The following is a 26,599-nucleotide window of genomic DNA, read 5'->3' as shown; positions in this document are numbered from 1 at the left end:
GTTGATAGTAATCTCGCCTTCATGGTTAATCGCAAAGACTTCGTCAGCTTGCTGAGTTGTGTTATTTCTGCTGAATACGGTGATGTCCTCTTCCTACACTCGCAGCCACGTGCTCATACCTTGAGCAGCCGTGGCATAGTGCGCTTTCCAGCGGTAGCCGTGCTTCTGTACCCACTGTTTGGCTAGAAACTGACTGCCACCGATACCACATCGCGCTGTCGCACGGTATCAAATCCAGCAATGCAGGGCGCGATCTTGACGACAACCGTCCGGATCGCAATGTGGTCCGCATCGTTCGCGGCCGCTGCGCTGGCGTCGCAGACGACCTTGGCGGCCTTGGCGCGGGGGGCCGCCCCAGGCGGATCGGCCACGAGTACGTTCACCCCACCTAAGCAGTGGCCAGGGTCAAAGCTCTATCGATTGTTGTCCGATCGTCTTGCGACAGCGCGTGTACGTCTTCTTCACGTATCCGCGTGAACGGCCATCGACCTGTCCCTCCGGAGTGGTTGGTGGGAACTTCAAAGCTCTTCGCTTCTCGTGCCCGAGCGCTGGCAGGTGCCCCCCGGCAGAAGGGACGCAATTCGATTTATCTGCGCAGCGAAGTCAGGGCTGATATCCGAAGAGGCGCACCTAAAACTTCCGCGAATTTCGCAAGAACGCCGACATTCGGTTGCATCCCACCGTTGAGATACTAGGTAAGCGCGGCTCAAACCAGCGTCTACTACCGATTTTATTGGAGGCCAATTTCCCAAGCGATAGCGCCGAAATCATAACGATTCCCATCCGTGGGCGCTGGATGGATTCCGCTGCAACTAGTCAGAAATGCAAGATCAGCTGGCACGCCTTGCCAGCCTCGCATTGCGTCGTCTGCTACAGATGACTGGAGCAGGCTGAACTTATTTAATCTCACTTTCCTTAGATTCCCTTTGCTGATGCCATGGGTGAGACGTGCAGAAGTAAACGGGGACGCAGCTAAGACTGCGGCTAACTCCCGGTTGTTGCCGGCTAGTAGAAAGATGCACTTAGCACTTGGACTGTGGTGCTTGATAAGCGCCAACCGTACGAAGTCACGAAAGATTCTCGCAGCCGTGCAGTGGCTCGAACCAGCCCACTTCGTCTCAACTACCACCTCTGCGTCGCTAGATCCGAGGCCATTATTAGGCAGCACCAGCACAAAGTCGACAGACGGAGGCCGACCGCGATTCGAACTTCGAGGGAGCCCCGCATGCTTTGCGTCCGCGTAAACACGAGCCCCCTTGATATTCGCCGGCAAAGAGCTAATGACTTGGCCAACCGCCGATTTCAAGGCTGATTCGGAAAATAGTCCCGCGCGGTGGCAACAGAATTCGAAGTGCAGCCAACTTCCTACAGCCTCAGAAAGCCGTCGCGACAGGGACATCTGCATTGAACACTCCGTATAAGGTTGATAAGTTAGGCAGCGGTTCGCAGTGCTTCGCCGTAGAGAGAATTATGCATACTTTCTTTCCTCAGGAGAGTTGTAGCCTTGGCCGCATTAGAAAAGCTTCCCGACGGCCTTTACAAGGTCGGCGGGAGTAATGTGCCCACCCGCTGAGCACGGCTGGGATGTTGCTCATGCAGCTGTAACGGGACTATCCGATAATGACTAACTACTTGCTTTTGCCCTTCACTTTCTGCGTCAAAGCAGAGCCGGATGCCGTTTTCGCGTCTTTCGACGATTTTGGGTCTTTAAGCGTCTTCGATGCAGCAGTGGCTGCCTTTGCTGAGGTGGTTTCGTTGGACTTCTTGGTCGTTGCCATGCTTAATCCTTCAGTGAGGGTGCGGGAACGCGTTGCCCAAGCATGTTGTAGCAGCAAGGCTTACTACCCACCAGTGATTCCCGCGACGTAGCGGCGTCGCGACTTTGGAGGTGCCCGCTGACGCGATGATGTCAAGCTTCAGGCCAAGCCGATTCTTGATGAATACGTGACCACGGCATTGACCGCTGCTTATCGAAAAATGCCGCCACGGAAAAGGTAGGCTCTGTCGCGTGAACAGGTACGCTTTCAGACTGCGACGTTCTGCAGCTAGCTAGGTGATCCCAGCGCCACTTTCGTTAGATCGAGGTCTATGCACACCCAGGCTCCGCCCTTGTAGTCCGGATGTGTTTCCCATGCTGCGGGCTCGCTTGCGAGAGGTATGTCGGGCTCGCCATAACAATGGGCCTCCACCGCCTCCTGAGCTGCTGCTGTCAGGTCCGCCCGTTCGTCGGCCGCAGCGTAGCATCCCGGTAGGTCCGGAAATATCAAGCTATAGGCCGATTCGTTGTCTTGATGCAGATAAGCTGGGTAGAGCAAGTTGATCCTTTGTGACCTCAATCTTGTTTGGAAGACGCGAGTGCATTTGAACCGAAGTGACCAGAATCGCAAGCCTGTGGCCATGACGTGTGCCACGCATTGAATGGATATTCATCATGGAGTCGATGTCCTTCAAGATGCTGCGGTGATCGCGCTCCGATAAGGATCCGATGGACGACATACATAGCTCGGCATTACTTTAACGGGACGTTCTATGTGTTAACCCGTCAGAACGGCTACATTGCCCGTTCGCAACGGTTATCCCTTATTCGAATCCCGCCTGCGCCGATCACAAACTGCCGAACGCAAAATCTACTTTGCCACTCCTAGCCTCTCTCCGAACCTGGGCGCGCCGCATCAAACGCGACGCTGTCACCCTGTGGTTCGCGTCCCGCCACCCGGCCATGCCGTGGCTGCCGAAGGTCGTCGGCATCGTCGCCGTCGCCTATGCCTTGAGCCCGATCGACCTGATCCCCGACTTCATCCCTATCCTTGGCTACCTGGACGACGTGATCCTGCTGCCGGCGATGATCTGGCTGGCGGTGCGGCTGGCACCGGTCGACGTGATTGCCGCGAGTCGGATCGAGGCGGATCGTTGGATGACGGAGCAGGGCAAGAAGCCGCGCAGCCACACAGGTGCCGTGGTGATCGTGCTGCTATGGCTGGTGACGGCGTGGCTGGCATGGCGCTGGTGGGCCTTACGCTGACCTGCGCCGCCGTAGGCGAATGTCCCGTTGCCACTGGGGCGGCCAGTCCCTGTCCTGGCTGAAACACCGGACCGAACGAAGAACCGGACAAGTCAGAAAGCGCTATGAACAGACGACGCGTCCAATAAAAAAACGGCCCATAAAGGGCCGTTTTCCACATCAGCATGTCACGTCAGATCAACCCTCACTGACACACAAAACTCTCCGCCTTTTCCACATTCCCCGCCTTGTACACCGCCGTCTTCGGATAGGCGCACAGCGGCCGGGTGCGGTCGGCCGGGATCGCGGGCTTGACCGAGGTCAGGCCGCTGGCATTGGCCGCGCGGGCCTTGGCCACCATCTGCTCGGGGGCGACGCCTTTTTCCACCCAGTTCACGATCGCCGTCAGCGGGTCGAACGAATCGGTCGACGGGCCGCCCGAACAATGTGTCATGGCGGGGACCATGAACAGTCGCGCAAAGGCCTGGGTGGGCGTGAGGCCACCGTTCAACTGCACCAGCCGGTTGTAGTAGTTGATGGTGTTGGACACGCTGGGGCCGGGGTCGGAAATGCCGTGATAGAAGATCATCTTGCCGCCGCGCGCCTTGTAGGCGGAGATGTCGAGGCGGGTCGACAGCCACGGCGGGTCGATGGTCATGCGGTTGGGGTAGGTGTCCCAGTTGATGCCCAGGGGATCGAAGGTGGGGTCGGGCGGCGTGATGTGCAAGTAGGGCACCTGGACCGCGCCGAATGCAAAGTCGCCGGGCAAGGAGGTGGCCGTGCCGATCAGCCGGGACGGCTGGCCTGATGGCGTCATCCAGCCGGTGTCGACAACGTAGCCTTCGACAGGCGTTTCGCGCGGCAGAGAGTAGCCTGGCACGCGGACCGGCCCGCCGCTGGACGTGATCGGGCCGGCGACCGTGGCCTTAACGGCGGCGACCTGGGTGGGCGTCCAGCAGGTGTCGTTCTTGGCGCCGGTGCATTGCAGGACGGCGGGGTCGAAGCTGCACGCAAACGGGTTCTGGACCATGCCGTCGGCTACGCCGTCGGTGGCGTCGCAGGCCTTGACGTACGCGTCGGTGAACAGTTGCCGGTCGGCGGGCGAGAAGGATTGCGACCACACGATGCCGCCCGTGCTGTCGCGCGGGGCGGCCTTGGCGAACTGCTGCAGGCCCCAGATTTCGGCGGCGGTGATGCTGCCAAGGTCCATGACCGGCGCGCCGGCAACCACGCCATCGAAGGCATCGGGAAAGCGCTGGGTGAACATCATGCCCTGGCGTCCGCCGTTGGAGCAACCCAGGAAGTAGGACTTGTCGGGCGCGGCGCCGTAGCTTCCCTGGATGATGGATTTGGCGGTGACGGCGGTTTTGTCGATCGCGTTATAGCCCCAGTCGATGCGGGCCTGCGGGTCGGCGCCGAACGCGGCGGTGGTGGCTAGCGTGCTGTTCTGGTGACCGCCGTCGGTGGACACGACGGCATAGCCTTGCGACAGCGCCACGTTGTTGCCGCCGTCGGCGCTGTTGATGATGCCGGTGGCGGGCGAGACGGACCCGTCGGTGCCGCCGCCGCCCTGGAAGAAGAAGCGGCCGTTCCACGCGGCGGGCAGCCGCAGTTCGAATTGAATGCCGTAGGGCACGCCGCTTGCGCCGGTGCGCGGCGCGATGGTGCCCTGGACCACGCAGTGGGCGGGCAGGGCAGTCGTGGCCGTGGTGGCGGCCTTTTCGGCGCCGTCGGCAACCCAGCGGCTGGCGCCGAATACCGGGCTGTTCGTGTAGGTACGCGAACCGATGGCGGTACAGGATGCTTCGGACAGGGTGCGGGCACCGCCGGCCGGGGGCGGGGTGGGGGCGTCATCGTCGTCGCCGCCGCCAAAGCACGCGGCAAGCGACAACAGCAGGGCGCCGCCCGCCACCTTCGACATGTGGGACGGGAATCCGGTGTTCATGGGGGTCTCCTCCAGCGCCCGCCACTACATGGCGGCAGGCGTATTTTTATCGATCCGTTTTATTGATCAAGCTTAATTTTGACTATGCTCAATAATGAAAGCGATCCAATCATAGGCATGCCATCCTGAAGGGTCAAGCAGTCCCGGTGTCGCCGTTTGCGAGTCGCAGATTCAGTTGCGGGTGGTGGCCAGGAACCAGTCTGGCAGTTGGTGATACCACTGCAGCCACCACCCCTGGTAGTACCGCGCGCCGCTCAATTCTTCGAACCCGGTTATGACCATGCCTTTTTCGGAATTGAAAGTGAGCATGGCCGGGTCGAGCAGTTGCGGAATGGCCTGGCGGTAGTTGGGTTGGCCGGGATTGCCCTCGGCGGCCAGTTCCATAATGACGACCTGGCGCCGCAGGTCGGCCCGGTATTGCGAATACATATGGACCCGGCCCGAATAGGGGCCGTCCATGCGGCCGATCTCCAGAGGTTGACCCTGCCGGTGGGTACGTTGAACGATGCAATGCATGGCACACCCCGGCTATGGCTGGATGGGGTGCGCGGGCGTCGCGTTTTCGTCGATGAAAGCCTGGGCCCATCGCAGCGCGTGATCGGCGGCGCTGGCAGCCGTGGGCTGCGGTCCCAGGGGAGGGAAATAAATGGCGGCGCGGCGGGGGCGGGCGCCGCCACGGCGCAGGGCCAGGCGGGCGCAATACCCGCCGGCAGTGGCCGTGGTGCGGATGTCAACGGCGTAGTCCTTGTACTGTTCCATCAAAGAACCTCCTTTCAAATACTGTATGGATATACAGTATAGGCAGGCCTTTGCCGGAATGGGAAGCGTCTCGAAATCGCTTTAAGTTCTCGAGGTGTGGCGCGTATTGCACACCGCGCCACGGGCTTTTGGGGTACGCCAGCCCGTACTGATAGCGGGTCAGGCCGCCTTGGCCTTGTCGGCTTCGTAGTCCTTCAGGTAGGCCACGGCCAGCGCATCTTTCTGCTTGTCGGTCAGGATCTTGCCGGCGCTTTGAAAGAAACCATGCTCCTCTTCTTCCAGATGATGGTGCACCTTGTGCGCCAGCTTTTTCGCCAGCGGCAACCAGGCCGGGCTGGACGGCTCGGTCGCTTCCAGGTCTTCCACCATCTCGTCCATTTCATGATGTTCCGCGATGGCATGACGTGACAGGTCGATGCCCGAATCCTCGACCATGAGCGGGGCATAGAAATGCCGTTCTTCCGACAGCGCATGCGCCGCCAGCTCGGTCTTCAAGGACTTGAACAGCGTGGCGCGTTCAGGCGTGTCGCCACTGGTTTCGACCAGTTGGCGGGCAAGTTCGCGTTGCACGTCGTGGCTTTGGCGCAGGGCTTCGAAAATTTTCACGAGGGCAGATCCAGGTAAGGGAAAAAGAAGGGCGCGACAAGACCGCACCGCGGTCTGTGCATGCTCGACAGCATGACGGCCGATGTCGGCCGCTGCAACGCCAGGATGTAAGCCTTTGATGCCGTCGCCGCAACCTCGCAATCCGTGCAGCTGGCCGGCGACGCGTGTCCGGTCAGGACGACCGCGTGCTGCGCAGCCGTATCAGCAACTGCGCATATTCGTCTGGTGGCGACGTGTCGGCGGCGGCGCCGGGCAGGTCCACTTCGTTGTAGTCGGACACCCGCGAACAGATGATGAAGGTGGCGGCCTTGACGTACCGGGTGACGCGCCGCGTGCCGTGCGGAAACGGAATGCCTTCAAAGATGGCACGCTCCTGCAGTTCATCCAGGGGCTGGAAGGTGCCATCCCAACGCTGCGCCACGTCTTCGCGCAAAGGGCGCGCCGGATCGCCGCCAAAGTCCATGGGGCCGACCTGCAGCATGAAATAGGCAAGACGGGGCTTGTGGGCCGGGCAATGAAAGGCAATACGTTCGGGCCAGACCATGGTGACGGCGTCGGCTGCCGATACGCCCTTGGGGCCATCCTGCCGCCACTCCAGGGCACACAGATCGAACGGGGAACGGCGCATGTCCGTCAGGTGCTGGATCCCGCCGCCTGGCAGAAAGATGCGCGCGCAGCTGTTGCGCGCAATATGACGGAGCATGGTGTTGACCGGGCCGGCGCCGTCGCAGGACGCATGAACCGGGATGCCCGCTGGAAAGGTCAGGCGCAGGCTGTTGGCCCATCGAACGGCGCAATCGCGAGTGTCGTCGTCCATCACCGTCTCCTGGTCTGCCGACCTGTTTACGGATTAAATCACGAAATACTCACAACCAGTTGCGTAAAACGTGGCAGAACCGTTGGAGGTGTAGCGGCGCGTTTCTTGCATCCTTGTGCCGGCGCTCCCTCGGTTCTTCCCATCATTCAATGGCAGCACGTCATTCGCCAGGAAACATCCATGAAAAATCTACTCGGTCGCTGCACCGTCGCGCTTGCGCTGGCAAGTGCGCTCCTGATGCCCGCCATGGCGAACGGGCCCGTCCTGCTGGCTGCCGATACCCCGTCCGCCGGTAGCGCGGCATCGTCCCCATCGTCACCCGGTCCACGTCCGTTCTCGAGCTTTCGAACCGGTCCCGCATCCTGTGACGTCGACGCCTTTACCAAAGTGCAGGTCGGCCAGGTGCATACGTGGTGTCCGGGCGTGCAGACCGCGGGCGGCGGATGTTCCGCGCCCGTGATGTGCAAGCGATGCGACGCTGCCGGATCGTGGGGGCAGGAGTACCGCTGCTGACGGCACCCGCTGCAACACGTGCCGATCACACCGACGGCGGTGTGCCCAGACCGGTCTTGACGGTGGCGGACGCGCCCAGTTCAGCGCCTGTGGTGGGATTGACGGTGGGATCCGACATCGTCCGCTGCGCCATGGCTTCCACGGCTTCGCTTTCGTCCGGCGACAAGGTCGTCTCCGCGATGCCGCCGCCGTCGAAGCCGCCCTGATCTTCCCGATTGGATACCACGACAAAGTCATCCGGATTGTTCCAGGGGCCCGAGGCGTCGCCTTCCCCTTGCGACATGTTGAAGTACACGTTGGTGAAGCGTGCATCGCCCGGCAGCTTGCCCGGGGGATAATTCGGCGTCAGGCTGTACAAGGCCTTTTCGAACGACAGCTGGTGGGCCACTTCGCGTGTCATCAGGAAACCCAGCGCGTCCTTGACGCCAGGATCATCGGTCACGTTGATCAGGCGTTCATACACAATCTTGGCGCGCGCTTCGGCTGCGATGTTTGAGCGCAGGTCGGCCGTCGGATCGCCAATCGAATCGATATAGCCTGCGTTCCACAACTGGCCGCCCGAGTTGATATACGCCGGCCCGCCGCCGTACAGCACCTGCGTCACGTGCGACGAATTGCCGCCGCCGCTGATCGTGCGGTACATCTCGGCTTCTTCTTCGATGCCTTCGGACAGTCGGCCTTTGGCGCCCTTATTGAGCATGGCGATCAGATTGCCGATCACCTCCAGATGACTCAGTTCTTCGGTGGCGATGTCCATCAGCATGTCGCGACGGCCTGGATCGTCTTCGGCAATGGACTGGTTGAAGTACCGACACGCGGCGGCCAGTTCGCCTTGCGGGCCGCCAAATTGTTCCAGCAGCAGATTGGCCAGGCCCGGGTTGCTGCCCGAAACGCGAACGGTGTACTGCAATCGCTTGTTGTGCGCGAACATGATGCTTTCCTTTGAAGGGTGACCGCAGCACCCGCGCATCGTGTGTGCCTGACACCGCATGCTTGCGCTTGCCAGGAAACCGCAGGGCGCAGCGCAGCGGCGTGGTAGATCGCGCTCATCGGAAAGGGCCGACGTCCCCGGTCCTGCTCGTCCACGCGCAGGCTTCACGCAATCGGTTACGGCACGCGGTCCGCGGCTTGGCTATCGTTTGCTGATCGCCAGATCACTTGTCTTCAACCTTTTCCAGTGAGGTCAGCATGTCCCGAGTTCCCTATAGCGCAGCCGAGCCGTCCCGTGCCGATGTGGATGCCATGGCGGGTCCGGTCGTTCTGGACTTCGGCACCAACTGGTGCGGCTTCTGCCAGGCTGCCGCGCCGGTCATCGAACAAGGCCTGTCTGACGCAGCCGGCGTGCCGCATCTGAAGGTAGAAGATGGCAAGGGCCGGCCGCTGGGCCGCACCTTCAAGGTCAAGCTGTGGCCCACGCTGGTCTTCCTGAAAGATGGCGTGGAAGTCACCCGGCTGGTGCGCCCGGGCGACCCGGCCGACGTGCGCAACGCGCTGGCACAGATCGGCGCTGCCTGACGCCGTTTGCCGCCGCGATCTCGCAACCGGCGACAACAAACGTTTCAGTGCGTGTTTCACCCCGGCGAACGGGCGTCTGCTTGGTAAGGTGCAAGGACACCGCGCCGTCCGCCGCGCGGTGAACCGCCCGCACGCAAGGAGACGCCGTGGCCAATCGTAGCTATCTGTATTCGACGCATTGCCTGCCAGGAGAAGAGGGGTGCGAGACGGCTGCCCGCATCGGCCTGTCGGAATGGGCGTATGACATCCCGCTTGTGTACAAACTGCTGGTCTCCGGACAGCCGCGTGTGTGTCCGTCATCGATCTGGGAGTCGGACGAAGACATCGCCATCGCGGGCAACTACGCCGAAGGCGTGGCTCGACTGAAGCGATTTCTCGCGCGGATCGACGTGCCCTCGGCGCAGCCCGTGATCCAGCAAACGCTGGCGTTCCTGGATGACACGGCAAACGTCTCGACCTATATCGTGTTGGAAAGCCGGGAGATCTTTGAAATGCAGGGCGACGACCTGGGCGCCCAGAACCAGGACCTGCTGGTGGAGATCGCCGATGCCGGCGCCGAAGAGGACGACATCATTGCCGCGCTGCACGCGCCTGCCGCCGAACCGCACGGCCTGCTTGGCAAGCTGTTCGGCCCCAGCCATGACGACCTGTCGGGCGACCTGCATCCCGAAGTGCTGGACGATATCGGCCTGGGCGCCTGGAGCAACGATCTGTTTTTCGACCTGTCGATGACGGCCGAGCTTCCTGGCGACGACGACATCCGAACCTGACCCCTCCGCGAAATCGGCTAAACTTCGGCCACTTCGCCCAGGCCCTCAAGGCCTGCCGAGCGGCCGGCCCTGTGCCGGCCCTGGCCCCTGTCTTGCCCGTTGCAACCGCCACGTCTTCATTCCACGCGGCGTTTCGTGCCGCCGTCGCGGCTTGCTGCTGTGGGCAAGCCGCCAATGAGTAGACGTCGATGCGACAACATGCTCGCGCCCATGCAGCGCGACTGAATTCCCTTTTCTTTGCGCGTCCGCCTCGCCCCGAGGCCGACGGATCCCCTGACACTGCCCGCCTGACCGATGCCCGCATCGCGTTCGGCGTTGCGGCTTTGACCGTGCTGGCCTTCGTTGCGCTCGGACACGATGGCCGCCGCATTGCGCAATTGATGGCCCTCGCGCTGCCGGCGCTGGCCTGGCTGCTGTGGCCGGTTCGCTCGCGTGGCTGGCGGCGCGTGCGCGCCGCAACGGTGTGGACGCTGGGCATGAGTTTCGTGGTCGACGGCATTGCCCGCGCCTACCTGGCCGACAGCTATCAGGCCGCCGCCGACAGCGGCATGGTCATTGGCGCCGTGGCCAACACCAGTGCCAAGGAAAGCGCCGAATACCTGGCCATGTACTGGCGGCCAGCGGTCGCGTGGGCCGCGGCGCTGTTCGTCGCCGCCCTGTTGATGTGGCATGCCGTCGCGCGCGCCAGTGGCGTTCCGGCGCCCCGCCGTGCCGGCTACGGTCCTTCCATGCTGTCCCGCATTGGCGTCGGCGTGCTTGGCGTCGCGCTGCTGGTCAGCGCCGCGGGCTACGTCAGCAAGCCCTGGCGCCGGCTGCATCCGGTGCTGTTCTGGGCCGGCTGGAGCCAGTCTGTGCAGGAACTGCGCCATAGCTGGTCGCACCACGAAGCCGCGCGCGAACTCGCCTTGCAACGCGCCAGGGATGCCGAGCCGGTCATCGCGTCCGCCGCGCCGTCGACCGTGGTGCTCGTAATTTCCGAAAGCATCAACCGCGACAATCTGGGCATGTACGGGTACCCCCGTGCAACGACGCCCACCATGCGGGCGCGCCACGATGCGCTTGATGCCGAATTCGTTCTGCTCAAGAACGCCTGGTCGGTCGACGCAACGACCTTGCCGGGCCTGCGCAGCCTCATGCTGATGGACAACGCGCAAGGCCAGCCGCCGCAGCATCTGCTGGCCCTGGCCAAGGCCGCCGGCTATCGCGTCTGGTGGATCGGCAACCAGGACGACATCGCCATTGAAAACCTGCACGCCCGATTTGCCGATGAACTGCATCTGGTGAACCGGACGCCGGGGCGCGGCAGCCAGTCCCCGGACACGGCCGTGCTGGAACCGCTGCAGTCGGCCATGGCCGATCCGCATCCGCACAAGCTGATCGTGGTGCACCTGATGGGCGCGCATCCACATTACCGCCTGCGCTTTCCCGACAAGGCCAATCCGTTTGACGATTATTCCGACGGGGTGGACCAGGGCATGCAGCACGCTGGCCGCCCGGGATGGCTGCGCCGTGCGCGGGACGAATACGATTCGGCGCTGCTGACGCAGGACGCCGTCATGTCCAGCCTGCTCGACATGACCCGGAAGGGCGCGGCATCCAACGAATACCGTGCATGGATGTTCGTGTCCGATCATGGACAGGAAGTCGGCCATCAGATCAATCATGCCGGCCATAGCCAGACGACCGCGGCGGGCTATCGCATTCCCGCCATGATCTGGCAGTCCGCGCCGCGCGATACCTTGCCGGCGGACATTGACGATCGGCCGTTCCGCGCCGACTGGGCGGACATGACCGTTGCCCACCTGCTGGATATCCGGTGGAAGGGCTACGAGGCCTCGCGCGATGTGCTCAGCGACGCCTACCGGTGGCGGGCGCCGGCCCTGCCCGCTAAGGTCGAGTCCTTCGTCAAGTGATCAGTCGTCGAGGGTGTCGTCATCCTCGTCGTCATCGCCGCTGTCTTCCACGGCGTTGTAGCCTTCCCAGGCCAGACGCCATTCCGTGCTGGACGTGACCGGACCCGGGTGCTTCGGCTTGACGAGACCGATGTCGCTCATGATTTCAAGATGGTGCTGCGTCCAGCCTTCCGGCACGTCGTCGTCGCCGGCGATATCCGCCAGACCTTCAGACAGCGCCGTGGTGCCGACGTAAGACGTCTCGGCTTCGCGCAGCAGTCGAAGCAGCAGGACGACGGTATGGGAATCACGTTGCATGAGGGGCATCTCCTGAAAGGGAGACTCATCATGACATGCCGATGCCACTTTGCGCAGGGGCAGGGCGCCCGCCAGATGCAACAACGCCCGCGGCAGGGCGGGCGCTTTTGCTTCTTGGCGCGTACTCAGTGAACTGCAGCGCTGCGGGAAGGTTGTTGGACTTGTTGACCGGACTTGCCGGCCATCCCCATCATGCCGCCGCAGAATTCACCAAAGCCGATCAGGAATTGAAATCGTTCCGCGAACGGGCTGGCGGAGGTGCCGACGCGTTGCGCACCGGGCCGTTGTTACGGCTGCGGGTATACGACTTGAGCATGCGCGAGGCCAGGCCAGAGGTGATCGCGAAGAAGATGAGTTTTCTGAGCATATTGTGTGTCCCGGGTTTGTGCTGAAACTGCTTGGCAGGGCAGCATGAAGAGTACGCTGCGGTTATTGTTGCCAGTGTCTTACAGCAAGGGGCGTGCCCGGGTTGAACAGGCAAACGGGGTTGAACAGGCAAAATGACCAGGCAAAAAAATAGCAGCCCGGAGGCTGCTATTTTTCATGAATTTATTGGTGCCCAGAAGAGGACTCGAACCTCCACACCTTTCGGCACACGGACCTGAACCGTGCGCGTCTACCAATTCCGCCATCTGGGCACTGCTTTGTTGCTTTGTACTGCTTTGCTTTGTACTGCTTTGTTTTTGCTACCTGGCTGCGTTTCGCTGCATCCTGTAGCAAGACCAAGAGTATATAGAAGTTTTTGGCACTTTGCCAAGCGTTCGGCAAATTATTTTAAGAAGGCGTGAATTGGCCCGCTTCAATGGCACAACAGACGCGGGTCAGGGTATCCCGATAGCCGCGTTCCCAGTCCCGGTAGGGGCCGCCGCCGCCTTCCATTCGCTTCAATAGCGACCGGACGCCGCGCGTTTCCCGATAGACCTGGACGCGCGGATGGAAGCCGTCGCCGCCGCGGGGTTCCATCGTGATCTCGATCTCGAACCTGTCCGCTGTCGCAGCCGGCCGCCGATACTGGAAAGTGCGCTTCATGAGTGTCCGGAATACTGGAAAGGAAATGGATGATTCCACCCGCCTTGAGTCCAGGAATTTTTACCATGGGGCCTCCGGATTTACCCTCGGCTGAAAGGCTGTCAGGTGTTTGGATAATAGGGATGAACAACAGGGTGCGGGTAATGGGAACCCGTGTCGCTGCTGGAGATGTCCGGGGTGGGGATAGCGCCGGACAGGGCTGGGCACGGCCCTTGCTCATCCACGGATATCAACATCTGGAGGAAGACCATGAAAAAGATCCATCTGGCAGCAGTTTGCGCAGCGTTGCTGGCTGCATTCAGTGTTAACGCCGTGAGCGCCGCTGAACTCGCCCGTAAAGACAAGCAGTTCATTGAAAAGGCTGCCGAGTCCGGCTATCTGGAAATCGAAGCCAGCCGCATGGCGGCAACGAAGGCCTCGCACGCCGATATCAAGTCGTTTGCCCAGATGATGGTGACCGACCATACCGCCGTGGATACCGAACTGAAGAGCCTGGCATCGTCCAAATCGGTCGCTGTGCCGACGCAGCCGACGCGCAGCGTGAAATCCAAGCTGGATAGCCTGGCCAAACGCACCGACGGCGCGGATTTCGACAAGAAATATGCCGACGAGATTGCCGTCGATGCGCATAAGGACGCCGTCAAACTGTTTGAAAGCACCGCCAAGGATGCCAAGGACCCGGATATCAAGGCCTTTGCCGCCAAGACGCTGCCTAGCCTGAAGGCGCACCTGGAAAAGGGTGAAGCCATCAAGACCGCACTGAAAGACGCTGGCAAGGCGCCGGCCCGTTCGTCGTCGACCATGCCAATGGGCGCACCTGCGACGCGATAATCCCGCCCGCAGCGAGATCGGTTTCAACGCCCCCTGTCATGGGGGCGTTGCTTTGTCTACAGCAAATGGATGATGTTCCCGCTAGTGGGAATGTCGCGGTGCCGACCCTATAATCCGCGAGTAGGGAGCCCCACTCGACCTGAGAGCACGGCATGCACACTTTCCCCAAATTCGAATCCGATGGCGACACGCTGAGTTTTCTTGTCAGCGTGGATGGCGAATGGCACAAGGCGCGCATTTCGGGCGAGGCCTTGTGGGCGCGCTTTGGATCGCCGCCCGATGAGGACGGTATGAAACAGTCCTACCTGATCAACGCGCCGCGGATTCACCACGTTGCGCGCCGCAAGATTGAAGATGGGTTGCCGTGCCCGACGCTGGACCAATCCGATTTTTGATTGATCCAGGCGTCCATCGCCGGGGTTTCCTGATGACCGATAGTCAACTTTTGGCAGGCTTGAAGCCCAGAATCTTCATGCCTTGGGTAATGCTTTGCGCGGAATCGGCATAATCGGCCCACGGCGCATTGCCCTCGTCCAGGCGGGACTGGATATTCATCAGATTCCATTGCGACGAACTTTCCAGGGTATCGACGTCTTCCCATCGTAAGGGAACGGATACCCCCAGCCCCGGGCGCGACCGCAGAGACCATGCCGACACGGTCGTGGCCCCGAATCCGTTGCGCAGGTAATCCACAAAGATCTTGCCGACCCGGTTTTTCGGACCGCTTTTGGCTGAAAAACGTTTGGGCAGCGTCTTGGCCAGATGCTGCACGATGGCTTGGGAAAAATCCTTGACCGTGTCCCAGTCATATCGGCGTTGCAGCGGCACGACCACATGCAGGCCCTTGCCGCCACTGGTCTTCACAAAGCATGCGATTTCCAGTTGTTCGAGCATGGCGCGGACCACGTGCGCGGCTTCCTGCATGGCCGGCCACGCCACACCGTCGCCCGGGTCCAGGTCAAAGGTCATGCGATCCGGCTTGGCGATGGCCTGCTTGGTCCCGTTCCAGGTGTGGAATTCAAGCACGTTCATTTGCGCCGCCGACAGCAGCCCCGCTGCGGTCGTGATTTCCATCAGTTGCGCGTGCCCAGGGTCCAGCGCCTTGGGCAGTAGCGTCACCCCGGGCATTTTTGCCGCTTCCATGTGCTTCTGAAAGAACAGCTCGCCGCCGATGCCTTCTGGCGCGCGCACCAACGAGACCGGCCGGTCCACCAGGTGTTCAAGGATCAGCGGCGCAACCAGCGCGTAGTACTTGATCACGTCGAGCTTGGTGGTGCCGGACGACGTATCGATGACCCGGTCCGGATGACTGACCTTGAAGCCTGCCGGAAGGTCGGCGGAATCCGCGTCGGGCTTCGCCGACTTGTTGGTGCTGGCTTTCTTGACGGCGGCTTTTTTGACGGCCGTCTTATTAACGGCCGTCTTATTAACGGCCGTCTTATTAGCGGCTGTCTTTTCAGCGGCTGTATCGTTAACAGCGACTTCTTCTTCGGCGGCTTGTTTCTCAGCCGCTTGTTTCGCGGGCGCTTTCTTTGCCGATGCTTTGTTTGCCACCTTCTTGGCGGCCGTTTTCTTGACTGCTGTCATCGTGTCCTCGGTCTCATTGTCCGTGTCGGAATCGACCGTGTCGGCCTCGGCCGCGGGGGTGGGCGCTTCGCGAACGATCGCCTTGGCAGGCTTGTCGCTGCGAAGGCCGTGAAACACGGCATGACGGATACGGCCGTCCCCCGTCCACTCGCCAAACGACACTTCGGCCAGCAGCGTGGGCTCGACCCAATGGGCCTTGCGGTCGATGCCCGTCGTCGCGGCAAACGGCCGGGTCTTGGTCGCCAGGGCTTCCAGCCGCTTGGTCACTTCGGTCAACGTCTTGTCGTTGAACCCCGTGCCCACGTTCCCGGCATATTGCAGCTTGCCTGCATCATCGTGCACGCCCAGCATCAGCGACCCGAAGCCGGTGCGCGCGCCTTGCGGATCCGTGTAGCCGCCAATCACGAACTCCTGGCGCTTGCTGCACTTGAGCTTGATCCAGTCCCGCGACCGCCGGGACACATAGGTGGACGACTTGCGTTTGCCGATCACGCCTTCCAGGCCGAGCTGGCAGGCGGACGCGACCACATCCACGGGCGGCGCATCGAAGGTGTCGCTGTAGCGCAGCGATTCGGGTGTGTCCTCGGTGAACAGGCTTTGCAGGTAAGCGCGGCGTTCGGTCAGCGGCACCGAACGCAGGTCGTGCCCATCGCAATACGGCACGTCGAACAGGTAGAAAACGATGTCCTTGGTGGCGGCCTTGTCAAACGCATTCTGCAGGGATTGGAAATCCGGCACGCCGCGCTTGTTCAAGACGGTGATTTCGCCGTCGTACCAGCCATCGGGCCAGCCCAGGCCCTGCATCGTTTCGGCAAGCGGCTTGAGCTTGTGCGTCCAGTCATTGCCGTTGCGGGTGAACAGGGTGACCGTCTTGCCTTCGATCCGCGCCAGCATCCGGTAGCCATCGAACTTGATCTCGTACACCCAGTCGCTGCTGTCGGACGGCGGACCGTCGACCAGCGTTGCCAACTGCGGCTGGAAGGTCGCTGGAAGATCCGCAGGCACGGCGTCTTCCGGCAGGGCAGGTCCGCTTGCAGCAGCCTTTTTGCTGCGCCGTTTGCTCGGGCTGGCAACTGCGGCCGGTTTGGCTTCCCGGGGCACGTCGGCTGCCCGTGGTGTTTTGGTTTCCCGCGGCATTTCGAACTTCGCCATCCGCGCCAGGGCCTCGTCGGGCAAGGGCAGGGCGGCGACGCTGTCCGGAAATTCGTCGACCACACTGAAGGTGCCGGCGTCCTGCATGTAGCCGTCTTTCTCCTTGATCAACAGCCACGGTTCCTGCTTTTCGCCGCGGCCCTTCATGCGCACCAATACCCACTTGCCGCGCATCTTGTGGCCGAACAATTCGAACTTCAAGTTGCCGTCGCGGTAGCCCTGTTCCGGATCGCCCAGCGGCGCCCAGACCCCCTTGTCCCAGATGATGACCTTGCCCGCGCCATACTGCTTGGCCGGGATCTCGCCTTCGAACTGGTTATAGGAAATCGGGTGATCTTCGACGTGGACCGCCATCCGCTTGTCCGCCGGATCGTAGCTGGGGCCCTTGGGCACCGCCCAGCTCTTCATGGCGCCGTCCAGTTCCAGCCGGAAGTCGTAGTGCAGGCGCGTCGCCCAATGCTTCTGGATCACGAAAGACCGATGCGCGGCATTGGGCTCGCCGCCTTCCTCGGGTTCGGACGTGATCGCGAAATTGCGCTTGGCGCGGTAGGTCTTCAGCGATTCACTCATGGCGCATCAGGCAGAGCGGCGTTTGGCGGGCGCAGGCTTGGCTGCGGTCTTTTTGGCGGCGGTCTTGCCAGCGGTTTTGCTTGCAGCGGGCTTGCCGGATGCTTTGGCAGCGGTTTTCGTATCCGCCGGTTTCGATGCGGTCTTGCCCGACGCCTTGCTTGCTGACTTACTGGCTCCCTTGCGTGCCGGCGCCTCGTCGCCGTCGTCATCGCTGTCGTCCTCGTCGGCGTCGTCTTCCACAGCCGCCGCCTTGCCGCCCGCCGCGCTCTTGCCCTTTTTCAGACTGCGTTGCAGCAGTTCGGTCAGGTCGTAGATCTTGGCGCCCGCGGCTTCCTCTTCCACTTCTTCGATCGGGCCAACCGTTTCGGTATCGCCCGCCTTGACCTTCTCGTCCACCAGTTTCAGGATCTGCTCCCGGAACGAATCCGTGAATTCATCGGGCTTGAACGAGTCGCTCATGTCCTCGACCAACTGCTCGCCCATCTTCATTTCCTTGGGCGAGATCCCCGCATTCGACACGCCCGCGCCGGGCAGGTCCAGGTCGTCCAGACTGCGGATCTCATCTCCCCAGCGCAGCAGATTCAGCACCAGCGCCTTTTCGGACGGCACCAGGACCGCCAGGTGCTGCTTGGTCTGGATCACCACCTTGGCAATGCCAACCTTGTTCGTCTTGAGCAGGACCTCGCGCAGCAGGGCATATACCTTCGCGCCCTTGTTGATCGGCGAGATGTAATACGGCCGCTCGAAATACACGAACGGGATTTCGCCCGCATCGACAAAGGCTTCGATTTCGATGGTCTGCGTGGTCTTGGGATAGGCGGCTTCGATCTCATCCTGGGACACGATCACATACTGGCCGTCTTCGTACTGGACGCCCTTGACGATGTTTTCCCGGTCGATTTCCTTGCCCGTTTTTTTGTTGATGCGTTTGTACCCGACCGGATCCATGGTCCGTTTGTCGAGCCAATCGAAATCAATGCCTTGTTCGCTGGTGGCAGAGTGCAAGGCAATGGGGATGTGAACCAGTCCGAAAGAAATCGCGCCTTTCCAAAGCACGCGCCTGCTTGATGTCGCCATGATGTCCGCCCCGGGGTTTTTCCTATTGCCCAGCAATAATCATTCCGGATTGCGCAGCCGCGCGTTGCCATGGGGATGCCGAGGGATCGGATCGCGATACCGGTAAATATTTCCTGCGCGACAATACGGAAGGCAGCCAAGCGGAGAAAATTACATTGTTAATCATTTGCTCACCCGAAAGGCTTACCGGAAACACGCCAGAGCAGGTAGCTTCTAAAAAAGGCTCCACCGTCTCGCCCAACTCTGGAGATTTCCGATGGCAACGCTCCATTCATCCGCTTCCCCGGCAGGACAAGTCGTGATCTATCCCGCCCGCAAGAACGTGCCATCCCACGAACGTGCCGTGCATAACGCACTGGCCACGCGCATTGCCGCGCTGCATGGCCGCCAGTTTGGCGGCATCCACGACGGCACGCAAAGCGCCGCTGACACTTACTACATTCCGACCGGCACCATTGTCGGCATCGACATGGCGCGCGGCATCGGCATACGGACCGAAGACGATCTGTTTGGCGCCGTCGTGCCTTACGCCTTTATCGCCACCAAAGCGATCTCGCATCCGCTGGTGCGCGGCGACGCGGCCGCGCCGGAAGGGTGGTCCACCGCCTTTGCCGATGCGGTCCATGATGCGACCTTGCGTGGCCTGACCGCCTTTACGATGGACGACGCACGCGAGGCTGGCCGCCGTTTGCTCGAAGGCGGCGCCATCCGTATCAAGCCCGTGCTGGCAACGGGCGGCCGCGGGCAGACGGTGGTGCATGGCGCCGACGAACTCGACGCCGCCCTGCAAGACCTGGCGTCCGACGAATTGACCAGCTGCGGCGTTGTGCTGGAAGAAAACCTGGACCAGGTCGTGACCTACAGCGTGGGGCAGGTCAGGGTCGCCGGATTGGTGGCCAGCTATTGGGGCACGCAGCGGCTGACACCCGACAACGGCGGTGAAGACGTTTATGGCGGGTCGGACCTGTGTGTGGTGCGCGGCGGATTCGATGCCTTGCTCGCGCTCGAACTGGATCCCCCGGTGCGCAAGGCGGTCGAACAAGGGCGCATCTTTGACGACGCGGCCTCCGAACATTATCCGGGGCTGCTGGCGTCGCGCCGCAACTACGACATTGCCCAGGGCATCGATGCGCAAGGACAGTCGTGCAGCGGCGTGCTGGAGCAGTCGTGGCGCATTGGCGGGGCCAGCGGGGCCGAAGTGGTCGCGCTTGAATCCTTTGCGGCCGACCCCGCGCTGAACGTCGTGCGGGCGTCCACGGTCGAACTGTACGGCCCGTCGCAACACGCGCCCGAAGGCGCCTGTGTCACCTTTCGCGGCGAAGACGAAGACGTCGGTTTCATCACCAAGTTTGTAATGGCAGGCAGGTATGGCAATACGTAATGAGAAGGTCAATATCCCGGTCGATCACGAAGCGATCGCCGGGACATTTCTGGCGCCGGATTCCAAGGTTCCCGGCGTGCTGTTCGTGCACGGTTGGGGCGGCAGCCAGCAAAGCGATCTGGTCCGCGCCAAAGGGGTGGCGGGCCTGGGCTGCGTCTGCCTGACGTTCGATCTGCGCGGCCATGAACGCACGCTGGATCAACGCAAGACGGTGTCGCGCAATGACAATCTGAGCGACCTGCTCGCCGCCTATGATTGCCTGGTCGCGCATCCTTCGATCGACACCGCATCGATCGCGGTGGTGGGCAGCAGCTACGGCGGTTACCTGTCCGCCATCCTGACCACGTTGCGGCCGGTCAAGTGGCTTGCGCTGCATGTGCCGGCCCTGTATCGGGATACCGAATGGGACGTGCCAAAACGGTCGCTGGACCGGGACGACATCGCGCGCTACCGCCGGTCGCCCGTGTCCCCGGATGAAAATCGCGCCTTGTCCGCTTGCGCGTCGTTCGAAGGCGATGTGTTGATCGTCGAATCCGAGCACGACGATTTCATCCCACATCAGACCATCATGAATTACCGGGCGGCCTTCATCAAAAGCCATTCCCTGACGCATCGGATTCTGGACGGCGCCGACCACGCCCTGACCGGGGAGTTGAGCCAGGCGGCCTACAACGACATCCTGCTCAAATGGACGACCGAAATGTTCATTGGCGCGCGGGTCGGGAACAACCTGCACCACTGGACAGCGGACATGGGCCAGCAGTAATCCGTTGGAACCTAGACTGGCCAGTCATGCTGATGCGTGTCATGTCTGCGCAACTTGTCAGGACAAGTCTCACGAAAGGATCACCAACAGGCATTCCCACCGGGCGCAAACGACGCTATACCGTGCGCTCCGGTGTGTATGGACTTGTTAAATGATTGCCGTAATTTGGCGGTTTGCGCTATCTTCGCGCCCACACGATGTAGCAGTTCGCAGCAAGCGGGCTTGTGCCATAAACCTAGTCCGTTGAGCGCTACATGCACGGACAATTCTTATCATGACCGCTCCATGAACGGCTATCCCACTTTCAAGACGCTCAACGACACGTTGACCTTCCAGGTTCAGTATCACGGCAACCTGTTCCTCGCGACCATCTCCGGCGAAGTGCTGTGGTCGCACTTCGGCGGCGGACTGGACGACGCCGGGCTGATGTCCGCGTACTTTGCGAACGAACAGGAAATCCACGGTGTCGCCATTGCGCGCATCCAGGCGGGCAATCTGAATCCCGCGTTGACCATGAAGGACTTCACGTCGGGCCGCGAAGCGGACGACGTGTTGCGCCGCGCGTCGGTCAAGTCCTTGGGCCCCAAATTGTTCCAGCAGGCCGCCCCGGATACCGACGCCAGCACGCAGACCAGCCAGTTGCTGGGTCTGATCGGTGCGCGCGCCGCCCTGCGCTGACAAACCGCTCCCGCGCCTGGGTCCTTACGGGCGCGCTCGCTTTCCACCTGACCAAGGCACGATGAAAAATACCGCTGGCCCTCTCATTCTTGTCCTGCTGGGAATTGCCTGGCTGCTGCACGAACTTGGCTGGCGCATCGAATGGGAAGTGCTGGGCGCCGCCGCGCTCGCGCTAGCCGGCGTGCTCGTTCTGGCGCTCGAAGGGTTTACCAAGTCGTCGGTCGTCAATGGGCCGATGCTGATCTTCGCCGGCGCCGGCTGGTATGCCTACCACGAGCGCTGGTTCAGCTGGAACCTGATCCTGCCGGTCGCCGTGATCCTGCTTGGCATCTGCCTGGTGCTGTCGCGGGTGTCGAACCTGCCCGTGCGCCGGGCGGCACGTGCCGACCGGCGCGCCGCCAACGACGGCCCGCCGCTGCGCTGACCCTCAACGTATCGTCAGCAACAGCGACTGCGTGCCCGCGCGCGCATCCGACGATTGCATCGTCACACGGCAGGTGACCGGGCTGGGCCCGACCGACGTGCCGTTGTGCTCGAATCCCCACCGGTCCCCGCCACGCGGCGTTACCGCATAAACAAAGCGGCACTGATACCGGTCATCCGCCGACGCATACGTTGCGCTGCCTTGCAGCGGTCCGGCATCGCGCGCCATGACGCTATACCGGTCATTGCTGCCCACCCCGATGCGTGAGGCAGGCGCGGTTTCCTGCGCCGTACCGGCGCTGCTCGACACGCGGCTGACAGCGCGCGGGCTGTCGTTCTGCACGGTGACGTGGATGACGGCCTGGGCGTGGGCCACACCCGCAATCAGGCAGGCTGCGGCGCCAGCGGCGACGAAGATAAAACGAGTTGCAAAAGGTCGATTCAAAGACATGGGGACGAAGGCGAGGGGAAGGCGAAACCGCTAGACTAAGGCTTCACCAGATTCTCCGGAAGTCCTATGTCCAGTTCGGCCCGTACCAGCGATATCACCGACATGTACCCCCACGCCGCGTCGTGCGATATCCAGTTCCGCAGCTTCGGCAAGCACCGCATCTTTGAAGGCCGCATCCGCACCTTGCGCACGCTGGAAGACATCGGCCTGATCAGGCAGACGCTGGCGCAGCCGTCAAAAGGCGAAGTGCTGGTGGTGGACGGGGGCGGGTCGATGCGCAGTGCACTGATGGGTGACATGCTGGCCGGCAGCGGCGTCGACAGCGGCTGGGCCGGGGTGGTCGTGTATGGCGCGATCCGCGATTCGATGCTGATCGACAGCCTGGCCATTGGCGTCAAGGCGCTGGGCACCAATCCACGCCGCAGCGCCAAACGCGGCGACGGGATCGTCGACATTCCCGTGTACTTCGGCAGCGTTACGTTCGAACCCGGACACTACCTGTACAGCGACGAGGACGGCATCGTGGTGTTGCCGTCGCCCGCCGATCTGTAATGCCGGTCAGTCGACCTGGACGTTCGCCGACTTGATGATGGCGCCGTACTTGTTCAGGTCCTGCTGCATGAAGGTGCCAAACGCGGCGCCCTGCAGATCGGACTTGACCGCACCCATGTTGCGCATCTGCGTTTGCACGGCCGTGTCGGCCAACGAGGCGCGCGTGTAGGCCTGCAGCTTGGTGATCACGGCAGCCGGTGTCTTGGCTGGCGCAAACAGGCCAAACCAGGCTTCGGTGTCGTAGCCTTTCAGACCGGCTTCGTCCAGGGTCGGCAGATCCGGCAATTGCGGCGAACGCGTCTTGGCGCTGACGGCCAGGCCGCGCAGCTTGCCCGACGCAATGTGCTGCGTCACGGTCGGAATATTGATCATCAACGCCGACACTTCACCGCCCATCAACGCCGTCACGGCAGGCGCCGCGCCCTTGTACGGCACGTGCGTGATCTGCGTGCCGGCCATCGAATTGAACAACTCGGCCGACAGGTGCGACAGGCTGCCATTGCCGCCCGACGCAATGTTCAGCTTGCCCGGGTTAGCCTTGGCGTAGGCAATGAATTCCTGAATGTTCCGGACCGGCAGATTGGGGTTCACGACCAGCACGTTCGGTGCGCTGGCGACCAGCGCGATCGGCGTGAAGTCCCGGACCGGATCCCACGACAGCTTCTTGTACAGGCCCGGCGTCACGGCATGCGAACTGGCATTGCCCATCATCAGCGTATAGCCATCCGGCGCGGCCTTTGCCACCGCGTCGGCGGCAATGCCCCCGCCCGCGCCTGGCCGGTTTTCGATCACGACGCTCTGTCCAAGCCGCTCGCCCAGCACCTTGCCAATGCTGCGGGCAAGAATGTCGGTGCCATCGCCCGGGGGCGCGGGCACGACCAGGCGGATCGCATGGTCAGGGTAGTCGGCAGCGAATGCAGGTGCGGCCGCAACGACCGACAGCGCGGTCAGGCTGACCGACAAGGCAGATCGCGACACACGGCTCAACGAGGGGACAAACTTCATGGTGGTGGTTCCTTGGGTGCAGGGCAGGGTGGGTCAGGAATCTAAGGAACGTCAGGTCAGGCGGCAACGCCCTTTACGTCGATGTTGAAGAAGTCGATGGCGTTGTCGGACCAGATCGCCTTCTTGTCGGCGTCGGTCAGGTCCGGGTGATCGGCCACCAGCTGGCCGATCTGCTGTTCGCCCAGCGGGAACGGGTAATCCGAGCCCAGCATGATGCGGTCGGTGCCCATGACGTCGGCCAGCAGGCGCAGCGCGCCCGGATCGAACACGGCCGAATCCACAAAAAAGCGCTTCACGTATTCCGACGGCGGCTTCGGGCAATCCTTGCGCACGATGTCGCGATGCTTCCACGCGTTTTCCACGCGGCCCAGCAGGAAGGCAAAGCTGCCGCCGCCATGGCCAAAGCAGATCTTGAGCGATTCGGGAATGCGCTCGAACGCGCCCGACAGGATCAGCGACAGGATGCCCAGTTGCGTCTCGGCCGGCATGGATACCAGCCACGGCAGCATCCACTGCTTCATGCGGTCGCCGCCCATCATGTCCCACGGATGGACCAGGATAGGAATGTCTTCATTGGCGCAGTGCTGCAGGAAGGTGACCAGGCCTTCGTCATCCAGGTCGCGATCGCCCATGTGGTTGCCGATCTGCACGCCATGATGGCCGATCGACATGGCGCGCGACGCCTCGCGGCAGGCCGCGTCAATGTCCTGCAGCGGCACCTGCGCCAGCGCGATCACGCGGCCTTTGGTCGGCTCACAGAACTCGATCGCCAGTTCGTTCATGCGCTGCACCCAGGGCATGACACGCTCGGTCGGGTACTCGTAGCCGAACATGATCGGCGTCGAACACGTGACCTGGATGTCCACTTTCTGCGCATCCATTTCGGCCAGCCGCGCATCCACGTCCCACAGGGCGTCGTACACGGGGCGGAAGGGCTGGTCGGCGCGCATGATCTGGCCGGACTTGCCGCCGTCATCCACGCGCAGCCAGGGGCCGCGGACCGGGTCCAGGGCGGCGGCTTCGGCCTGCGTGATCCGCGGAAAGAAGTGGGAATGCATGTCGATTTTCATGGTCGTCACCTGACAGGTCAAAGGGGTTTGTATGCGATCGCCTTGATCTCGATGCGCAGGTGAGGATGCGGAAGCTGATGCACGCCGACCGTGGTGCGGGCCGGGCCCGTGTAGTCGAAGAATTCGCCGTACACCTCGTTGTAGCCGCCGAAGTCATTCATGTCGACGAGGAAGGTGCTGATCTCGACCACGTCGGTCAGCGACGCGCCCGCTGTTGCCAGAATGTCACGAATGTTCTCGATGACGGCCCGCGTCTGTGCGCGAATGTCGAGGCGCGTCGTACCCATCGCGTCCACTTCCACACCAGCAAACGAATTGTCGGCACGGCGCGAACTCGTCCCCGACACGAACAGGAGATCCCCCGCCCGCTTGATATGCGGATACTTTCCGCGAGGAGTGGCCTTGCCTTCGATGACCTGCGCTTGTGTCGTCATGGGTATCTCGTATCCTGAAGTTCCGCGCGCGGCATGCACGCCAGCGTCGCACCGGCAGAGTCTAGGGTTGATACGTACAAAAGAACACAAGCGATTTGGTGTCCAGGTATTCAATATAGGAATGGCGGCCGCCGCGCCGCCGCGGGTTATCAACCCCGCCCCCAATCGAGAGCACAGCGGATCCGGGTCCCCCGGTCCGCCAGTGCTGCCCCCTGGGGGGAGGCGCGCAGCGCCTAGGGGGGGCGTAACCCTTCGGGTCCCCCGGTCCGCTGGTGCTGCCCCTGGGGGAGGCGCGTAGCGCCAAGGGGGGGCGTAACCCTTCGGGTCCCCCGGTCCGCCAGTGCTGCCCCCTGGGGGGAGGCGCGCAGCGCCTAGGGGGGGGCTTTTCCTTGCCGTATGATTGCTCCATCAACTCAGGAGCCCACACATGATCGCGATCGAAATCAGCCAGCCCGGCGGACCGGAAGTCCTCAAGCCTGTCGAACGGCCCATTCCCGAACCCGCTGCGGGCGAGGTCCTGATCAAGGTCGTGGCGGCTGGCGTCAATCGCCCCGACGTCTTCCAGCGCAAAGGCAGCTACCCGCCGCCCCCGGGCGCGTCCGATCTGCCCGGCCTGGAAGTCGCCGGCGTCATCGTCGGCGGCGACGCGGCAGCCGCCGGCTTCAAGGTCGGCGATTCGGTCTGCGCCCTGGTCAACGGCGGCGGCTACGCCGAATACTGTGTCGCCCCGGCCGTGCAATGCCTGCCGATACCTGCCGGCCTGTCCATGATCGAAGCCGCCGGCCTGCCCGAAACGTACTTCACCGTGTACAGCAACGTCTTCATGCGCGGTCGCTTGTCCGGCAAGGAAAGCTTCCTGGTGCACGGCGGCGCGAGCGGCATCGGGACCACGGCCGTCCAGATGGCCACGGCCATGGGCCATGCCACCTACGCCACCGTCGGCAGTGACGACCGCGTTCGCGCCGTCGAACAACTGGGCGCCGTGGCCGGTATCAACTACAAGACCCAGGACTTCGTGGCCGAGATCAAGCGCCTGACCGACAGCAAGGGTGTCGACGTCATCCTGGACATGGTGTCCGGCGACTACATCGCCCGCGACCTGCAATGTCTGGCCGATGACGGCCGCATCGTCATGATCGCGACGCTGGGCGGCACCAAGGCCGAACAGCTCGACCTGAACCTGATGATGCGTCGCCGCCTGACCCTGACCGGGTCAACGCTGCGCCCGCGTGACGCCGCCTTCAAGGGCAGCGTCGCCACCGCGCTGCGCGAGCACGTCTGGCCCTTGCTCGAAGCCGGCAAGCTCAAGCCGATCATTCACGCCACCTTCCCTTTGGCCGATGCCGCCAAGGCCCACGCCATGATGGAAGCGGGTGAACAGGTCGGCAAGATCATGCTCACGATCTAGTTTTTACGACAGGTGCTGTAGCGAGAGGCCAGAAGCCGATACAATCGAT

General features: G+C 62.3%; 31 protein-coding genes and 1 tRNA gene. 14 read left to right on the top strand and 18 right to left on the bottom strand.

What is annotated here, in order from left to right; genetic code table 11:
- Nucleotides 1-182 precede the first annotated feature (182 nt).
- The 3 genes from HD883_RS07100 to HD883_RS07090 all read right to left on the bottom strand — a co-directional run bounded on the left by HD883_RS07100 (nt 183) and on the right by HD883_RS07090 (nt 2,399).
- Nucleotides 183-371: a hypothetical protein gene (locus HD883_RS07100; RefSeq protein WP_179586945.1), complete on the bottom strand. Its 189-nt coding sequence runs from the start codon at nt 369-371 to the stop codon at nt 183-185.
- Nucleotides 372-1,628: 1,257 nt separating this feature from the next.
- Nucleotides 1,629-1,778, bottom strand: a complete 150-nt coding sequence (locus HD883_RS07095; protein WP_179586946.1) for a hypothetical protein — start codon at nt 1,776-1,778, stop codon at nt 1,629-1,631.
- 267 nt (nt 1,779-2,045) lie between these two features.
- Complete coding sequence (locus tag HD883_RS07090) at nt 2,046-2,399, bottom strand: type II toxin-antitoxin system HicB family antitoxin (protein WP_257022020.1); 354 nt, start codon at nt 2,397-2,399, stop codon at nt 2,046-2,048.
- A 320-nt stretch (nt 2,400-2,719) separates the two neighbouring features.
- Here HD883_RS07090 and HD883_RS07085 point away from each other — a divergent pair, with 320 nt between their 5' ends.
- Nucleotides 2,720-3,022 carry a YkvA family protein gene (locus HD883_RS07085; RefSeq protein ID WP_179586951.1) on the top strand — a complete coding sequence of 101 codons (303 nt, stop codon included), beginning with the start codon at nt 2,720-2,722 and terminating at the stop codon, nt 3,020-3,022.
- Between the two features lie 184 nt (nt 3,023-3,206).
- On the opposite strand, the gene HD883_RS07080 is transcribed toward HD883_RS07085, so the two are convergent.
- The 5 genes from HD883_RS07080 to HD883_RS07060 all read right to left on the bottom strand — a co-directional run bounded on the left by HD883_RS07080 (nt 3,207) and on the right by HD883_RS07060 (nt 7,128).
- Complete coding sequence (locus tag HD883_RS07080) at nt 3,207-4,946, bottom strand: tannase/feruloyl esterase family alpha/beta hydrolase (protein ID WP_179586953.1); 1,740 nt, start codon at nt 4,944-4,946, stop codon at nt 3,207-3,209.
- 171 nt (nt 4,947-5,117) lie between these two features.
- On the bottom strand, nt 5,118-5,405 hold the full coding sequence (locus HD883_RS07075; protein ID WP_229828023.1) for a hypothetical protein: 288 nt from the start codon (nt 5,403-5,405) through the stop codon (nt 5,118-5,120).
- A 69-nt stretch (nt 5,406-5,474) separates the two neighbouring features.
- A complete protein-coding gene (locus HD883_RS07070) occupies nt 5,475-5,705 on the bottom strand; it encodes a hypothetical protein (RefSeq protein WP_179586955.1) in 231 nt (76 codons plus the stop codon).
- Nucleotides 5,706-5,864: 159 nt separating this feature from the next.
- Nucleotides 5,865-6,311, bottom strand: a complete 447-nt coding sequence (locus HD883_RS07065; RefSeq protein ID WP_179586957.1) for a hemerythrin domain-containing protein — start codon at nt 6,309-6,311, stop codon at nt 5,865-5,867.
- 172 nt (nt 6,312-6,483) lie between these two features.
- Nucleotides 6,484-7,128 (bottom strand): hypothetical protein, encoded by a 645-nt coding sequence (locus HD883_RS07060; protein WP_179586959.1) that lies wholly within the window; start codon nt 7,126-7,128, stop codon nt 6,484-6,486.
- Nucleotides 7,129-7,308: 180 nt separating this feature from the next.
- Between HD883_RS07060 and HD883_RS07055 the strand changes: the two genes are divergently transcribed.
- Nucleotides 7,309-7,641, top strand: coding sequence for a hypothetical protein (locus HD883_RS07055; RefSeq protein WP_179586961.1), 333 nt, complete (start codon nt 7,309-7,311; stop codon nt 7,639-7,641).
- A 25-nt stretch (nt 7,642-7,666) separates the two neighbouring features.
- Here the strand turns inward: HD883_RS07055 and HD883_RS07050 are convergent, their stop codons facing one another.
- Nucleotides 7,667-8,572 (bottom strand): manganese catalase family protein, encoded by a 906-nt coding sequence (locus tag HD883_RS07050; RefSeq protein ID WP_179586963.1) that lies wholly within the window; start codon nt 8,570-8,572, stop codon nt 7,667-7,669.
- Nucleotides 8,573-8,829: 257 nt separating this feature from the next.
- Here HD883_RS07050 and HD883_RS07045 point away from each other — a divergent pair, with 257 nt between their 5' ends.
- The 3 genes from HD883_RS07045 (at nt 8,830) to HD883_RS07035 (ending at nt 11,839) form a co-directional block, all read left to right on the top strand.
- Complete coding sequence (locus tag HD883_RS07045) at nt 8,830-9,156, top strand: thioredoxin family protein (protein ID WP_179586965.1); 327 nt, start codon at nt 8,830-8,832, stop codon at nt 9,154-9,156.
- A gap of 146 nt (nt 9,157-9,302) precedes the next feature.
- Nucleotides 9,303-9,926: a DUF7822 domain-containing protein gene (locus HD883_RS07040; RefSeq protein ID WP_179586967.1), complete on the top strand. Its 624-nt coding sequence runs from the start codon at nt 9,303-9,305 to the stop codon at nt 9,924-9,926.
- A gap of 188 nt (nt 9,927-10,114) precedes the next feature.
- Complete coding sequence (locus HD883_RS07035) at nt 10,115-11,839, top strand: phosphoethanolamine transferase (protein ID WP_179586969.1); 1,725 nt, start codon at nt 10,115-10,117, stop codon at nt 11,837-11,839.
- Here HD883_RS07035 and HD883_RS07030 read toward each other — a convergent pair whose 3' ends face one another.
- Entirely contained in the window at nt 11,840-12,136 is a 297-nt protein-coding gene (locus HD883_RS07030) for a DUF2513 domain-containing protein (protein ID WP_179586971.1), read from the bottom strand.
- A 155-nt stretch (nt 12,137-12,291) separates the two neighbouring features.
- Here HD883_RS07030 and HD883_RS07025 point away from each other — a divergent pair, with 155 nt between their 5' ends.
- Nucleotides 12,292-12,528, top strand: coding sequence for a hypothetical protein (locus tag HD883_RS07025; RefSeq protein ID WP_179586973.1), 237 nt, complete (start codon nt 12,292-12,294; stop codon nt 12,526-12,528).
- 161 nt (nt 12,529-12,689) lie between these two features.
- On the opposite strand, the gene HD883_RS07020 is transcribed toward HD883_RS07025, so the two are convergent.
- Nucleotides 12,690-12,774, bottom strand: a tRNA-Leu gene (locus tag HD883_RS07020).
- Nucleotides 12,775-12,910: 136 nt separating this feature from the next.
- Nucleotides 12,911-13,165 carry a hypothetical protein gene (locus HD883_RS07015; RefSeq protein ID WP_179586975.1) on the bottom strand — a complete coding sequence of 85 codons (255 nt, stop codon included), beginning with the start codon at nt 13,163-13,165 and terminating at the stop codon, nt 12,911-12,913.
- Nucleotides 13,166-13,318: 153 nt separating this feature from the next.
- Here HD883_RS07015 and HD883_RS07010 point away from each other — a divergent pair, with 153 nt between their 5' ends.
- Nucleotides 13,319-13,996 (top strand): DUF4142 domain-containing protein, encoded by a 678-nt coding sequence (locus HD883_RS07010; RefSeq protein WP_179586977.1) that lies wholly within the window; start codon nt 13,319-13,321, stop codon nt 13,994-13,996.
- A 152-nt stretch (nt 13,997-14,148) separates the two neighbouring features.
- The gene (locus tag HD883_RS07005) at nt 14,149-14,391 is read left to right on the top strand and encodes a DUF1488 family protein (RefSeq protein ID WP_179586979.1); all 243 of its coding nucleotides are present in this window, start codon (nt 14,149-14,151) and stop codon (nt 14,389-14,391) included.
- Nucleotides 14,392-14,434: 43 nt separating this feature from the next.
- On the opposite strand, the gene ligD is transcribed toward HD883_RS07005, so the two are convergent.
- Together ligD and ku are read right to left on the bottom strand one after the other, a co-directional pair.
- Nucleotides 14,435-17,305, bottom strand: a complete 2,871-nt coding sequence (gene ligD / locus HD883_RS07000; protein ID WP_179586981.1) for a non-homologous end-joining DNA ligase — start codon at nt 17,303-17,305, stop codon at nt 14,435-14,437.
- Nucleotides 17,306-17,311: 6 nt separating this feature from the next.
- Nucleotides 17,312-18,382 carry a non-homologous end joining protein Ku gene (gene ku / locus HD883_RS06995; protein WP_179586983.1) on the bottom strand — a complete coding sequence of 357 codons (1,071 nt, stop codon included), beginning with the start codon at nt 18,380-18,382 and terminating at the stop codon, nt 17,312-17,314.
- Nucleotides 18,383-18,680: 298 nt separating this feature from the next.
- Here ku and HD883_RS06990 point away from each other — a divergent pair, with 298 nt between their 5' ends.
- From HD883_RS06990 to HD883_RS06975, 4 genes are all read left to right on the top strand, one after another.
- Nucleotides 18,681-19,763 carry a DUF3182 family protein gene (locus HD883_RS06990; protein WP_218863213.1) on the top strand — a complete coding sequence of 361 codons (1,083 nt, stop codon included), beginning with the start codon at nt 18,681-18,683 and terminating at the stop codon, nt 19,761-19,763.
- The gene (locus tag HD883_RS06985) at nt 19,750-20,529 is read left to right on the top strand and encodes an alpha/beta hydrolase family protein (protein ID WP_179586987.1); all 780 of its coding nucleotides are present in this window, start codon (nt 19,750-19,752) and stop codon (nt 20,527-20,529) included. Before HD883_RS06990 ends, HD883_RS06985 begins: the two co-directional genes overlap by 14 nt.
- A 285-nt stretch (nt 20,530-20,814) precedes the next feature.
- Complete coding sequence (locus tag HD883_RS06980) at nt 20,815-21,207, top strand: hypothetical protein (RefSeq protein ID WP_179586989.1); 393 nt, start codon at nt 20,815-20,817, stop codon at nt 21,205-21,207.
- Between the two features lie 61 nt (nt 21,208-21,268).
- Nucleotides 21,269-21,631: a hypothetical protein gene (locus HD883_RS06975; RefSeq protein ID WP_179586990.1), complete on the top strand. Its 363-nt coding sequence runs from the start codon at nt 21,269-21,271 to the stop codon at nt 21,629-21,631.
- 3 nt (nt 21,632-21,634) lie between these two features.
- Here the strand turns inward: HD883_RS06975 and HD883_RS06970 are convergent, their stop codons facing one another.
- On the bottom strand, nt 21,635-22,006 hold the full coding sequence (locus tag HD883_RS06970) for a hypothetical protein (protein ID WP_179586992.1): 372 nt from the start codon (nt 22,004-22,006) through the stop codon (nt 21,635-21,637).
- 141 nt (nt 22,007-22,147) lie between these two features.
- Here HD883_RS06970 and rraA point away from each other — a divergent pair, with 141 nt between their 5' ends.
- Nucleotides 22,148-22,633, top strand: a complete 486-nt coding sequence (gene rraA, locus HD883_RS06965) for a ribonuclease E activity regulator RraA (RefSeq protein ID WP_179586994.1) — start codon at nt 22,148-22,150, stop codon at nt 22,631-22,633.
- 6 nt (nt 22,634-22,639) lie between these two features.
- Here the strand turns inward: rraA and HD883_RS06960 are convergent, their stop codons facing one another.
- Genes HD883_RS06960 through HD883_RS06950 form a run of 3 tightly spaced genes read right to left on the bottom strand, consistent with a single transcriptional unit; the run spans nt 22,640 to nt 25,142 of the window.
- On the bottom strand, nt 22,640-23,638 hold the full coding sequence (locus HD883_RS06960; RefSeq protein ID WP_179586996.1) for a Bug family tripartite tricarboxylate transporter substrate binding protein: 999 nt from the start codon (nt 23,636-23,638) through the stop codon (nt 22,640-22,642).
- 56 nt (nt 23,639-23,694) lie between these two features.
- Nucleotides 23,695-24,708, bottom strand: a complete 1,014-nt coding sequence (locus HD883_RS06955) for an amidohydrolase family protein (protein WP_179586998.1) — start codon at nt 24,706-24,708, stop codon at nt 23,695-23,697.
- Nucleotides 24,709-24,725: 17 nt separating this feature from the next.
- Nucleotides 24,726-25,142 carry a RidA family protein gene (locus HD883_RS06950; RefSeq protein WP_179587000.1) on the bottom strand — a complete coding sequence of 139 codons (417 nt, stop codon included), beginning with the start codon at nt 25,140-25,142 and terminating at the stop codon, nt 24,726-24,728.
- Nucleotides 25,143-25,569: 427 nt separating this feature from the next.
- Between HD883_RS06950 and HD883_RS06945 the strand changes: the two genes are divergently transcribed.
- Nucleotides 25,570-26,550 (top strand): NAD(P)H-quinone oxidoreductase, encoded by a 981-nt coding sequence (locus tag HD883_RS06945; RefSeq protein ID WP_179587002.1) that lies wholly within the window; start codon nt 25,570-25,572, stop codon nt 26,548-26,550.
- The last annotated feature ends 49 nt before the right edge of the window (nt 26,551-26,599 follow it).

It is taken from the genome of Pigmentiphaga litoralis, assembly GCF_013408655.1.
GTDB classification, from domain to species: domain Bacteria; phylum Pseudomonadota; class Gammaproteobacteria; order Burkholderiales; family Burkholderiaceae_B; genus Pigmentiphaga; species Pigmentiphaga litoralis_A.
Note: the sequence above shows the minus strand (reverse complement) of the source record. Positions and strands in the feature narration are given on the sequence as shown.

What these genes read in the sequence shown, in the direction of transcription:
- HD883_RS07095 (WP_179586946.1), bottom strand. Translation starts at nt 1,778, where the DNA reads ATGGCAACGACCAAGAAGTCCAACGAAACCACCTCAGCAAAGGCAGCC.
- HD883_RS07090 (WP_257022020.1), bottom strand. Translation starts at nt 2,399, where the DNA reads ATGGCCACAGGCTTGCGATTCTGGTCACTTCGGTTCAAATGCACTCGC.
- HD883_RS07085 (WP_179586951.1), top strand. Translation starts at nt 2,720, where the DNA reads ATGCCGTGGCTGCCGAAGGTCGTCGGCATCGTCGCCGTCGCCTATGCC.
- HD883_RS07080 (WP_179586953.1), bottom strand. Translation starts at nt 4,946, where the DNA reads ATGAACACCGGATTCCCGTCCCACATGTCGAAGGTGGCGGGCGGCGCC.
- HD883_RS07075 (WP_229828023.1), bottom strand. Translation starts at nt 5,405, where the DNA reads ATGGACGGCCCCTATTCGGGCCGGGTCCATATGTATTCGCAATACCGG.
- HD883_RS07070 (WP_179586955.1), bottom strand. Translation starts at nt 5,705, where the DNA reads ATGGAACAGTACAAGGACTACGCCGTTGACATCCGCACCACGGCCACT.
- HD883_RS07060 (WP_179586959.1), bottom strand. Translation starts at nt 7,128, where the DNA reads ATGGACGACGACACTCGCGATTGCGCCGTTCGATGGGCCAACAGCCTG.
- HD883_RS07055 (WP_179586961.1), top strand. Translation starts at nt 7,309, where the DNA reads ATGAAAAATCTACTCGGTCGCTGCACCGTCGCGCTTGCGCTGGCAAGT.
- HD883_RS07050 (WP_179586963.1), bottom strand. Translation starts at nt 8,572, where the DNA reads ATGTTCGCGCACAACAAGCGATTGCAGTACACCGTTCGCGTTTCGGGC.
- HD883_RS07045 (WP_179586965.1), top strand. Translation starts at nt 8,830, where the DNA reads ATGTCCCGAGTTCCCTATAGCGCAGCCGAGCCGTCCCGTGCCGATGTG.
- HD883_RS07035 (WP_179586969.1), top strand. Translation starts at nt 10,115, where the DNA reads ATGCGACAACATGCTCGCGCCCATGCAGCGCGACTGAATTCCCTTTTC.
- HD883_RS07030 (WP_179586971.1), bottom strand. Translation starts at nt 12,136, where the DNA reads ATGCAACGTGATTCCCATACCGTCGTCCTGCTGCTTCGACTGCTGCGC.
- HD883_RS07015 (WP_179586975.1), bottom strand. Translation starts at nt 13,165, where the DNA reads ATGAAGCGCACTTTCCAGTATCGGCGGCCGGCTGCGACAGCGGACAGG.
- HD883_RS07005 (WP_179586979.1), top strand. Translation starts at nt 14,149, where the DNA reads ATGCACACTTTCCCCAAATTCGAATCCGATGGCGACACGCTGAGTTTT.
- ligD (WP_179586981.1), bottom strand. Translation starts at nt 17,305, where the DNA reads ATGAGTGAATCGCTGAAGACCTACCGCGCCAAGCGCAATTTCGCGATC.
- ku (WP_179586983.1), bottom strand. Translation starts at nt 18,382, where the DNA reads ATGGCGACATCAAGCAGGCGCGTGCTTTGGAAAGGCGCGATTTCTTTC.
- HD883_RS06985 (WP_179586987.1), top strand. Translation starts at nt 19,750, where the DNA reads ATGGCAATACGTAATGAGAAGGTCAATATCCCGGTCGATCACGAAGCG.
- HD883_RS06980 (WP_179586989.1), top strand. Translation starts at nt 20,815, where the DNA reads ATGAACGGCTATCCCACTTTCAAGACGCTCAACGACACGTTGACCTTC.
- HD883_RS06975 (WP_179586990.1), top strand. Translation starts at nt 21,269, where the DNA reads ATGAAAAATACCGCTGGCCCTCTCATTCTTGTCCTGCTGGGAATTGCC.
- rraA (WP_179586994.1), top strand. Translation starts at nt 22,148, where the DNA reads ATGTCCAGTTCGGCCCGTACCAGCGATATCACCGACATGTACCCCCAC.
- HD883_RS06960 (WP_179586996.1), bottom strand. Translation starts at nt 23,638, where the DNA reads ATGAAGTTTGTCCCCTCGTTGAGCCGTGTGTCGCGATCTGCCTTGTCG.
- HD883_RS06955 (WP_179586998.1), bottom strand. Translation starts at nt 24,708, where the DNA reads ATGAAAATCGACATGCATTCCCACTTCTTTCCGCGGATCACGCAGGCC.
- HD883_RS06950 (WP_179587000.1), bottom strand. Translation starts at nt 25,142, where the DNA reads ATGACGACACAAGCGCAGGTCATCGAAGGCAAGGCCACTCCTCGCGGA.
- HD883_RS06945 (WP_179587002.1), top strand. Translation starts at nt 25,570, where the DNA reads ATGATCGCGATCGAAATCAGCCAGCCCGGCGGACCGGAAGTCCTCAAG.